The 10,326-nt window shown below is 45.4% G+C and carries 11 protein-coding genes; 1 reads left to right on the top strand and 10 read right to left on the bottom strand.

Features of this window, described 5'->3' with window-relative positions:
• Positions 1-433 (top strand): alpha/beta fold hydrolase (locus SCRDD08_RS09735; protein ID WP_155719809.1); only part of this gene is annotated, 433 nt, incomplete at its 5' end.
• 62 nt (positions 434-495) lie between these two features.
• On the opposite strand, the gene SCRDD08_RS09730 is transcribed toward SCRDD08_RS09735, so the two are convergent.
• The 10 genes from SCRDD08_RS09730 to SCRDD08_RS09685 form a co-directional block, all read right to left on the bottom strand.
• Complete coding sequence (locus SCRDD08_RS09730; RefSeq protein WP_061423505.1) at positions 496-1,230, bottom strand: DUF554 domain-containing protein; 735 nt, start codon at positions 1,228-1,230, stop codon at positions 496-498.
• Positions 1,231-1,239: 9 nt separating this feature from the next.
• Positions 1,240-1,764 carry a cysteine hydrolase family protein gene (locus SCRDD08_RS09725; RefSeq protein WP_061423504.1) on the bottom strand — a complete coding sequence of 175 codons (525 nt, stop codon included), beginning with the start codon at positions 1,762-1,764 and terminating at the stop codon, positions 1,240-1,242.
• Between the two features lie 305 nt (positions 1,765-2,069).
• Positions 2,070-2,609, bottom strand: coding sequence for an NADPH-dependent FMN reductase (locus SCRDD08_RS09720; protein ID WP_061423537.1), 540 nt, complete (start codon positions 2,607-2,609; stop codon positions 2,070-2,072).
• A gap of 179 nt (positions 2,610-2,788) precedes the next feature.
• Positions 2,789-3,691 carry a nuclear transport factor 2 family protein gene (locus SCRDD08_RS09715; protein WP_231089377.1) on the bottom strand — a complete coding sequence of 301 codons (903 nt, stop codon included), beginning with the start codon at positions 3,689-3,691 and terminating at the stop codon, positions 2,789-2,791.
• A gap of 16 nt (positions 3,692-3,707) precedes the next feature.
• Positions 3,708-4,121 carry a nuclear transport factor 2 family protein gene (locus SCRDD08_RS09710; protein ID WP_081104302.1) on the bottom strand — a complete coding sequence of 138 codons (414 nt, stop codon included), beginning with the start codon at positions 4,119-4,121 and terminating at the stop codon, positions 3,708-3,710.
• On the bottom strand, positions 4,112-4,930 hold the full coding sequence (locus SCRDD08_RS09705) for an MBL fold metallo-hydrolase (protein ID WP_061423503.1): 819 nt from the start codon (positions 4,928-4,930) through the stop codon (positions 4,112-4,114). The genes SCRDD08_RS09710 and SCRDD08_RS09705 overlap by 10 nt, the downstream gene beginning before the upstream one ends.
• A gap of 137 nt (positions 4,931-5,067) precedes the next feature.
• The gene (locus tag SCRDD08_RS09700; RefSeq protein ID WP_061423502.1) at positions 5,068-5,634 is read right to left on the bottom strand and encodes a TetR family transcriptional regulator; all 567 of its coding nucleotides are present in this window, start codon (positions 5,632-5,634) and stop codon (positions 5,068-5,070) included.
• A 64-nt stretch (positions 5,635-5,698) separates the two neighbouring features.
• Positions 5,699-6,319: a DsbA family protein gene (locus tag SCRDD08_RS09695; RefSeq protein ID WP_061423501.1), complete on the bottom strand. Its 621-nt coding sequence runs from the start codon at positions 6,317-6,319 to the stop codon at positions 5,699-5,701.
• A gap of 3 nt (positions 6,320-6,322) precedes the next feature.
• Positions 6,323-7,174 carry a VOC family protein gene (locus tag SCRDD08_RS09690; protein WP_061423500.1) on the bottom strand — a complete coding sequence of 284 codons (852 nt, stop codon included), beginning with the start codon at positions 7,172-7,174 and terminating at the stop codon, positions 6,323-6,325.
• Positions 7,175-7,327: 153 nt separating this feature from the next.
• A partial coding sequence (locus SCRDD08_RS09685) for a PolC-type DNA polymerase III (RefSeq protein WP_231089376.1) occupies positions 7,328-10,326 on the bottom strand: 2,999 nt, incomplete at its 5' end.

The raw sequence follows: 10,326 nt of genomic DNA, 5'->3' as shown, positions 1-10,326 counted from the left end.
GATTGGAGTCAGTCAGGGGGGTGTGGTGGCTAGTCTCTATGCCAGCACTTATCCAGACCATGTGCATAAGTTAGCCCTGATCTTTCCTGCCTTTGTCCTTTTTGATGATGTCAAGGAAACTTATCAAGAACTTGGGAGCCCATCCTTTGAAGACCTGCCAGACAGCCTGACCCACCACGGGGCCACCCTTGGGAAAATCTACTTGATCGATGCCCTGGATGGGGATGCCCGCACCATTCAAGAGAAGATCACAGCTCCTACCCTTATCGTTCATGGCACGAATGATACCATCGTCCCTTACCGCTATGCGCTAGAAGCCAGTCAAACCATTCCAAATAGCCAACTCGTGACTGTGGAAGGCGGCGGTCATTGGATCGACGAGACCTTTAGCCAGACGACCCTGCCCGCCCTTCAAGAATTTTTGAAAGATTAAGAAAACACCGTCTGATTTTCCATCAGATGGTGTTTTTGTTCATGGTGAGAAATCGCATGCTCTTACATGCCAATCAAGGGCTGGATCCAAGCCGTCCAAGCCCAGGAAATCGGCATGACAAGAACCATAACTGGTATCATATCTGCTACTGGAAAATCACGTAATTTCATGATTCGAAAACCGCTAGCTAACATAAGAAACCCTCCACAAGCCTTAAAGTCTCCTATCATGGACGGTGTGGTCAAGGGCAGAATTAGATTGGCACTCAAAAAGAGCAGGAAAAACAAGAGAAATTGAGGAATGGCAACCATAGAAACGATGTAACCCAAGCTACAAGCAAAAATCATTGCTGTGAAAAAGTCCAAAATAGACTTGGAAATGAGAATCGAAGCATCTCCAGTCATTCCAGACTCCAGACTTCCGTAAATTCCAGTTCCACTGGCACAAAAGAGGACGATAATGGTCAGTAACTGGGCATTAAATTCCTCACGAGATAGACCCAAGTCCTGATTTGGAAGCAAGCGAGACAAGCCTTTCTCCATCCAGCCTGCCACTCGGTCAATGCCTTTTTGAACCTTAAATATCAAGCCTAGAACGGTCCCCAACACAAGGGCAAAGATAACTGCTGGCATATTCACCATATTGGCAATCGCACTAATCCCCATCCCTAAGGCCGCCAATCCAAAAATCAAGTTGAGATTTTCTTTTAAGTCCTCCTTGAGATAGTCGCCAAACAAACCACCTGTAATCCCCCCAAGAAGAATGGCAAGTGAATTGATTATAATTCCAACAGGCATGCTGACTCCTTACTTATTTGCTGCTTGAATGGTTTCTACTGGCAAAACTTTGGCAAAACGATTGTCCCAGATGTGGTCTTGGTAGAAATCAATGATTTTCTGTGCTGGTAGGTGGTCATTGTCAAAGGTTGTCACGGCATCACGAACCAAAACTTGTTCAAATCCATATTCAAATCCAACTTTCAAAGAGGTATCGATACAGAACTCTGCCTGCATTCCCACAACTGAATAGCTAGTGATGCCCTTACTATCTAGATAAGCCTTAAGCTCTGTCCCACGATACATACTGTTAAAGTTTTTATTGAAAATGCGATCCTGTGGACGTGGACTCAACTCATGGTAAACCTGCCAGCTAGCGTCGCCCTCAGATAAAAATCCTTCTGCTTCCGTGTGGCGGATATAGATCACTTCCTTCCCCGCCTCTTCAAAACTCGCAATGGTTTGTTTAACTGTTGCAATAAATGGCTCCTTATTTGCAGGCCCGAGGTTGATCAATCCTTCTTGAATATCGACTACAATGAGTGCTTGTGTCATATCTTGTCTCCTTATGATCTTGATACGAAAGTAAATAACTACTTTTCGTCTGATACTATTATACAGAAATGAGGTTGGTTTACAAGCCTAAAGGCAAGACACCACCCTCCTAGTCATACTCTTCGAAAATCTCTTCAAACCACGTCAGCTCTCTCTGCAACCTCAAAACAGTGTTTCGAGCAACCTGCGGCTAGCTTCCTAGTTTGCTGATGATTTTCATTGAGTATCAAAACAAACTGCTCTCCAAATGCTAGAGTTTGAGCCCAAGATTTGGAGAGCAGTTTTTTATAGATATTTTATAGAAATTAGGCTTGGAGAAGAGATTGAGCTTGTTTTTCAAGTCCAGCAATAGCTTGTTCGTTCAATACAAGTTCCCCTGTTCCCCATGCTTCTGGATTCACAGTCGTTCCAGTAAAATCTCCGACAACTTGCATCCGAACAAATGGAAGGAGAGCTTGGTAAGCACCAAACAATTGTTCATGACCTCCATTAGCTACAGAAGAAACCGTTACAATCTTGTCTTGAAGAGCTGATGGACCACTAGTTTCTGACAAATCAAGCGCACGACTCAACCAGTCAATCAAGTTTTTCACTGTACCTGGGATAGCAAAGTTGTAAACTGGTGAGAAAATCCAGATAGCGTCTGCTTCAAGAACTGCATCACGCGCAGCTTGAACTGCTGGCAAGGTTGGTGTTTCCAAGTCTTGGTTCATCAACGGAATGTCCTTGTAGTCCAGGTATGTAACGTTTGCTTTTCCAGCAAGCAAACTTTCTGCTTTTTTAGCCATTTGGTGGTTAAATGAACCCTCACGAAGGGATCCGACAATAAATAAAATGTTTTTCATGTTTGTTTCCTCTTTCTTCTTAAACAATTGTTTCATTTGGTTAATGATATTCATAAGAACCTTTCTTGTTGTAATTTGTTTTATTACATTCTCCATTATACTCTATTTAAACGGAATGTCAATCGATTTGCTCAAAAAATTACTAATTATTATTATTTTCAAATACTGATCAATTCGATTTAAAATTTCCCGTTCGTGTTTGCTGCTTCCGAATCAGCAATGACATCTGCAAGAACATCCCAATGTTCTGCGATTTTCCCATTTTCTACACGGTAGAGATCATAGAAAGCTGTCTCTTTTCCAGCCAAGTTTCCTTCACTAATAACCAAGGCAAAGTCACCTTGGGCAAGGACTTGGTGCGTTGTTTTATAATCCATATTGATTCCCATTTGGGCCATCTGTTGAAGAGAAGCTTTAAAGCCTGAAACTGTGTCAACCATATCTGCATTATGCTGGATATAGTTATCTCCATTAAAGTATGAGTCCAATTTTTCAGGATGTTGACCATAGATAATATCATCGATATAAGTCGAAACCAGTTTCTTAGTTTCTTCTCCATTCACACTGGTATCAATTGTCGCTGCACCATCAAACTGTGTGTGACCACTGTAGTTGGCATCGCGAACAGGGCTAAGATTGTCCCAATGCTCCGTGATCATACCTGCATCATCAAATTTGAAAACATCAAATCCGACCATTTCTTGTCCACCAAAGTTGTAGACACTATGTAAGACGACGGTATTTCCATCTTCAAATTGACGCTTAATATCAACAGTCGCAGCACTTCCACCGTTTTTAGCTCCTTCCATGATTTGAAGGAAGCCATCCAAGCCTGTAGCTACGGTCTGATTGTGTTGAATATAGTCTTTTTTCAAAACTTGCTTAGCAATCCCCGTATCTCCCGTTTCAAAGGATTTCAACAAAGCGACTGCTTTTTCTGTATTGCTCATTTTTGAGATTTGATTGGTTTCTTGTGATGTTACTTGTGCTGATTGTTGTTGGTTCATATAATAAATTCCTCCTGCTCCTAAAACGACGACTGCTGTTACTCCTGCAATCCATGTTTTTGTAGATGTTTTCATTTTATTTCCTGTCTTTCTAAGATGTCATTGCAGCTTGTACAAGTGCGCTATCAACGACTTGAATAAAGTTGACAACTTTTTCTGCCTCGTTAAACCGATAAAAATGTGCAAAATCTGCTCTAAAAAATTTATTGGTTTTCTTGTAAGTCCCACTGTATTGCCCGTGAACGACGACTTGATTCTCACTCACAAAATACGCTTTTGGTGTCGCCTGATAGTCCACCCATTCTGAGCCTAGACGACTATGAACATGGTCAACAACCGCATCAATCCCATGGTAAACACCACCATAAGGGAAACCTTCTGCCTCTTTCCAGACCAATTGGTCTGCAAAATAAGCTTTAAAGTCCGCTATTCGCCCTTCGGCCATTGCTTGATAAGACTGGGCTACCAATTCTTTATAATCAACTGTCATTTCTATTACCCCCATACCATTTCACCTGTCATAACTTTGGCACTCATGTCGAGAACTGATTCGTTACGAAGATTTGGAAAACGCTCCTGAATTTTTTCTTTAAAAGTTTCTGAATCCTGAACGTAACCTTTTAGTTCAATCGCGTACTCAATATAGTCTAGCGAGAATTGTAAGGCTTGATTGTCAAAGGAACGACTCTCATCACCATGGCTCACAACTACCAAATCGGCATCCAAAGCTAATAATTCACGCAAACGCCCTTGCCAGTCACGTAATTCCTTTATAGTTGGTGTATCTGCAAGGAACAAGTGACTTTCGTTGAACACATTAACTCCACCGATAAGTGTTTTTGTCTCTTCATTCCAGAGATTGACTTGGGATGGCTCAGAACCATACAATTTCCAGCGTGTTCCTTGAAACTCAATGACTTGCTCAGTCATGACAGATGGAATCACGACATTTTTGGGTAAATCGTCTCCCAGAAAATCACGCCAAACTTCGAGTTTGTTTTCTACAGTCGCTAGGATATGTTCCACCACAAAAGGTGTCGCTACGACTACAACCTCTGGAAATGCTGCCTTGACTTCTTCTAAACCAAAATAATAATCTGGATCCCCATGGATAATGAAAATCTGTTCTAATTCTAGCTTGTTTTCTTTGAGATACTCCACGATTTCTCGGCCATCTGAGAGTCTAAAACGTGCCCCAATTAACAAAGCCTTTTGTTTGCGAACCACCAAGGTCGATGTGACCATGAAGCCCATCTCATCAGCTGTAAAAACATGTAATTTCGTGCCATCAGACAATGTAAAATCTTTAGCCATTTTTTTCCTCCAAATATGTTTGTTGTTAGGTGTTGTTTTTATTTACATGTTTTATTATACGCGAAAATAAAAAGCGTTCAATCAGCAATAAATGACAATCTGTTGCTTATCGAACACTTTTTAAGGATCTGTATGGTTTACGTATGATCAAATAAAATGAGTTGCTCAGTCTCCGTCATCCAAGAAGCTAAATCTTCCTTATTTTCACGACAACCACCCAAAACCCAACGATTAGCGGTAGCTACAATGCTGGCTTTTAAAACATCCTGTTTGTATAAGGCCCAAACATCGTCTCCAGCCTCTCTTGGAAAAATACTTTGAAAGTAAGTAGCGACAATGTCATCAAACCAAGCCGAGCTTAACTTTCTTTCTGCCATCAATTTGAACAATTCTTGATTTTCCTCAACATAAGTCAGAATGGGAAGGATATGGTCAAAACTATCTCCCTGCTCCCAGTTTTCTTGTAAGGTTCGAGAGGTCAAATCCTGAATAGCAGCAGAAAACTCTTCTCCTACCTCCATCTCAATCTTCTCTAACAGATCATACTTATCGAGATAGTGGGCGTAAAAGGTCCCTCGATTGATTTCTGCTGTATGTATAATCTCTGCTACTGTAATTTTCTTGAATGGTTTTTCAGCAAGCAAACCTAGCACCGCTTGACGAATGGCTAGCTTTGTTTTTTTGATACGCAAATCTTGGGGCATGATATTCTCCTTTTTCTCTATTATACCAAAAAGGGCCGGCAAAACCGGCTCTTCATGATTTATTCTAATCTAGATGCAATAAACTTTGATAAGTTGCTTCTAGTTCTTCCACTGTTTGGGCCTGTCCTCTTAGGTCGTAATAGCGACCATCCTTTTCAAGGATCAGGGTCGGATAGCTAGTCACGCCCAGCTCACGTGCTCTCCTAAAGTCAGGATGGGGTGCTCTGGACTGCCAAGCTGTCGCAACCTCTGGTAAAAGGATCATAGGATCCAGATCAAATTCGCCAATCACGTTTTCATAGGTCTCAAGGTCTGACAAGAGCTGTCCTTTCTCATAAAAGGCTTGCTGCATCCGGTAAGCAAGCACTACTTGCTCTTCTTGTGGGATATAGCGACGAAGGACTCCAAAAGCCTGAGCAGCCCTGAGTGAATCAACTGGTAAGTCTTGGGTAAAGGTCGCTTTAAAAGCCTCGCCAAACTCAACTCCATATCTCTGAGCAATTTCCTCGTTCATGGTATCATATGCTCCCAGTTGGCGCGTGGTTTTTTCATTTCCACCCGTAAAGAGCCCACCAGAGATCATGTCCAGTTCAAGCTCAGGATGAGCTTTCATAAAGGGTGCTAAGATCTTGTCAAAACCATAACACCAGCCACAATAGGCATCCCAAATATAGTAAACTTTCATGCACTACCCCTTTCGCACACGGGTTAGGATCCCATCTGGATCCTCAAAGATAAGTTCATTGGAGGTCAACCAAGTGATGGGAGCTCCCTCTTCCTTGGCGGCGGCTGCAATGACAAGCAGGCTTTCTTTCTCTTCCACCTCAACAACATAGGAGGCAAGACCTGGCATGTCTTTCTCACGGTGCGCTAGCTTTTTCCCACCCCATTCATTGACAGCTAGATGGTGGTGGTAATCGCCTGCTGCAATCCAACTGGCATTTGGAATACTAAACTTATCTTCTAAACCGAGCACTTGCTGATAAAAACGACTGGAAGCTTGACTATCCTTGACAGATAGGTGAATATGGCCCATGCGCGTTTCTGGATCGATAACAAAAGGATCCACTTCCCGTCCCAGCTCATAAATATCCTGGGCAGCCAATTCCTCCGTCACCCCGATAATACGACCGTCCTCACGAATATCCCAAACTGACACCGGCTTGTCTCGATAAAGTTCAATGCCATTACCTTCCAAATCTTCTAAGTAAAGAGCTTCGCTGTAACCATGATCCGCCCCACCGATGAGGGGAATCTGCAATTCAGCGATATGCTTAAAAACATCCCCCAAAGCTTCTCGGCTCGGCAAGAGAATAGCCAGATGATAAAGACCATAACTGTCCTTTACGAGTTCCCTTCGATCAGTCTCTATCAGGTGAACCAAGGGCTTACCCCCAGCTCCCAGAAGGACTTCCCGATCTGACTGTGATAAAATCTCCAAACCGATAATGTGATGGTAAAAGGCTGTCTGACGCTTCAAATCCTGAACGTTCAACACTGCTTCTGCTAGGTAAATGTGGCTATTGTAGGTGTAGGTCATATTAATTCCTCTTTTCTTTGTTGTAACTATTTAACTTACAACAATTATACACCGAAAATTGGAAATGTCAAGGGAAAGGATTGGGAGGATTGAAATACAGAAAAAACCTAACAAGATAGGAATTTTATCCTTCTCGTTAGGTTTACATTTTCCCTAAAACAAATCATCAAAGAGACTTAGCTGGTTGTCCTCGGGCATATTGCCCAGAATGCCCATGTCGTCCATTTTTTCGACCAGAGTGGTGGAGAGGCCGCCGCGTTTGCGGAGTTCGGTCTTAGAGAGGAATTCGCCTTCTTCCCGGGCTTTGACCACTTGGCGGGCAACGTTGTCCCCCAGACCGTCCATGGCAGAGAAAGGCGGGATCAGGGTGTCCCCTTCGATGAGAAACTCAGTCGCATGGCTCTTATAGAGGTCCAGCTTGCCGAACTTGAAACCCCGCTCCAGCATTTCATTGACGATTTCCAAAGTCGTATAAAGGTCAATTTCTACATTGGAGGCTTCGTTGTTCTTGCGCTTTTCAGCGATTTCGTTCATCCGGTGTTTGACGGCATCAAGACCACCACTCATGGTCTTGATGTCAAAGGCCTTGGCCCGGATAGAGAAGTAGGCACAGTAGTAATAAATCGGATGATGCACCTTGAAGTAGGCTACCCGCAGGGCCATCATAACGTAGGCTGCTGCATGGGCCTTGGGGAACATGTACTTGATCTTTCCACAGGACTCAATGTACCATTCTGGCACATTGTTTTCCTTCATGGCTGCGATGTAGCCATTGCGCTCTTCTTCAGAAATCTTCAGCCAGAGGCCCTTCCGCACGCGCTCCATGATGGTAAAGGCCATCTTAGGATCCAAGCCCTTGTGCATGAGGTAAACCATGATGTCGTCCCGACAGCCGATTACGGTGGACAGGTCAGCAATTCCTTGCTTGATCAAGTCCTGAGCATTGCCCAGCCAAACGTCCGTACCATGAGAGAGACCAGATAGCTGTAAGAGCTCGGCAAATGTTGTCGGATGGGTCTCGTCAACCATACCCCGTACAAAGTTAGTCCCAAACTCTGGAATCCCCAGCATACCAGTCGGCGTGCCGATTTGCTCCTGAGTCACCCCCAGAATGTCTGTCCCAGAAAAGAGAGCCATGACACCAGCGTCATCCATAGGAATGTCATTTGGATCAATGCCAGACAAGTCCTGAAGCTTCCGAATCATGGTCGGATCATCGTGTCCCAAAACGTCTAGCTTGAGGACATTTTCATCGATATCGTGGAAGTTAAAGTGAGTGGTCTGCCATTCGGCTGTCACATCATCAGCTGGATACTGGACCGGCGTAAAATCATAAACATCCATGTAGTTAGGGATAACAACGATACCGCCCGGGTGCTGACCGGTCGTACGCTTGACTCCAGCTGCTCCCAGAGCCAGGCGCTCCACCTCGGCGTCCCGGTAGAACTTGCCGTAGTCGCGCTCATAGCCCTTGACAAAGCCGAAGGCTGTCTTGGCTGCCACCGTACCAACGGTACCGGCCCGAAAGGCATAGTCAGCTCCAAAGATGTCCCGCACGTCCAAGTGGGCGCTGGGCTGATCCTCTCCAGAGAAGTTGAGGTCAATATCGGGTACCTTATCCCCGTCAAACCCAAGGAAAGTCTCGAAAGGAATATCCTGACCGTTCTTACTGAGCTTGTGGCCGCACTCTGGACAGTCCTTATCCGGCATATCAAAACCGGAACCATAGGAGCCGTCAGTGATAAATTCGCTGTATTGGCACTTGCCGCAGACATAGTGAGGCGACAGAGGATTGACCTCGGTAATCCCGATCATGGTCGCGACAAAGCTGGAGCCGACAGACCCCCGCGAGCCAACCAGATAGCCCCGCTCATTGGAGCGGTGCACCAGCATCTGCGAAGCCAGATAAATCACGGCAAAGCCATTCCCCAAGATAGAGGTCAGCTCTTTTTCAATCCGCAGGTCTACAATATCGGGCAGGGGATTGCCGTAAATCTCAAAGGCCTTCTCATAAGTCAGCTCAGCAACCGTCTCCTCTGCCTTGTCAATGAAAGGCGTGTAGAGATCGCCCTTGACCACCTCGACCGGCTCAAAGGTCTCGGCCAGCTGATTGGGATTGGTGATGACCAGTTTCTTGGCCAAGTCCTCTCCCAGAAAGGCAAACTCGTCCAGCATTTCATTGGTGGTCCGAAAATGAGCCTTGGGCAGCGGCGCGGGCTGAGCATTTTCCCCGTGGCCAATGGTCCGGTTGATGATAGCTCCCTGCCCCAGACTGCGGACGATAATCTCGCGGTAAATCTCGTCTTCGGGCTCCAGATAGTGGACATTGCCCGTCGCAAGGACCGGCTTGCCCAAGCGGTCTCCGACCTCAATCAAGTTTCGAATAATGGTCTGCAGCTCTTCCTGATCCTTGATCTGCTCCTTGGCAATAAGCGGAGCATAAATGGCCGGCGGCATGACCTCGATAAAGTCATAATACTTGGCTGTTTCGACCGCCGCATCCACTCCCTGAGAGACCACAGCATCAAAGACTTCGCCCTCTGAGCAGGCGGAGCCCAGTATCAAGCCCTCACGATGGGCATCCAGTACGGTCCGCGGTATCCGCGGGACTCCTTCAAAATACTTGGTATTGGACAGACTGACCAGCTTGAAGATGTTCTTCAGTCCCGTCTGGTTTTTCACATAAATAGTCGCATGCTTGACCCGAGCCTTCTTGTAGGAATTCTCATCGACCAGATCCGTATTCAAATCCTTAAGATTGGTCACGCCGTGCTTTTCAGCCACATCCTTGATAAAGATAAAGAGCAGGCGGCCGGTTGCTTCGGCATCGTAATTGGCCATGTGGTGGTGCTCCAGGGCAATCTGGAAGCGCTTGGTCAGAGGCCCCAGACCGTGACGCTTGTACTCTGGATAGAGATTGCGGGCAAATTCCAGCGTATCGATGACTGGCCGGCTGATGCGGGGCAGGCCGTGGCGCTCATAATTGACATTCATAAAACCGACGTCAAAGGTAGCATTGTGGGCCACAAGGATACTGTCCTGGCAGAAATCCTGAAACTCCTGCAGGACATGCTCCAGCGGCTTGGCATTGCGGACATGCTCGTCGGTAATGCCGGTCAAATCCGTCGTAAAGGCTGACAGGGGATGGCCGG

The organism is Streptococcus cristatus (assembly GCF_001578775.1).
In the GTDB taxonomy this organism is placed as follows: domain Bacteria; phylum Bacillota; class Bacilli; order Lactobacillales; family Streptococcaceae; genus Streptococcus; species Streptococcus cristatus_A.
Note: the sequence above shows the minus strand (reverse complement) of the source record. Positions and strands in the feature narration are given on the sequence as shown.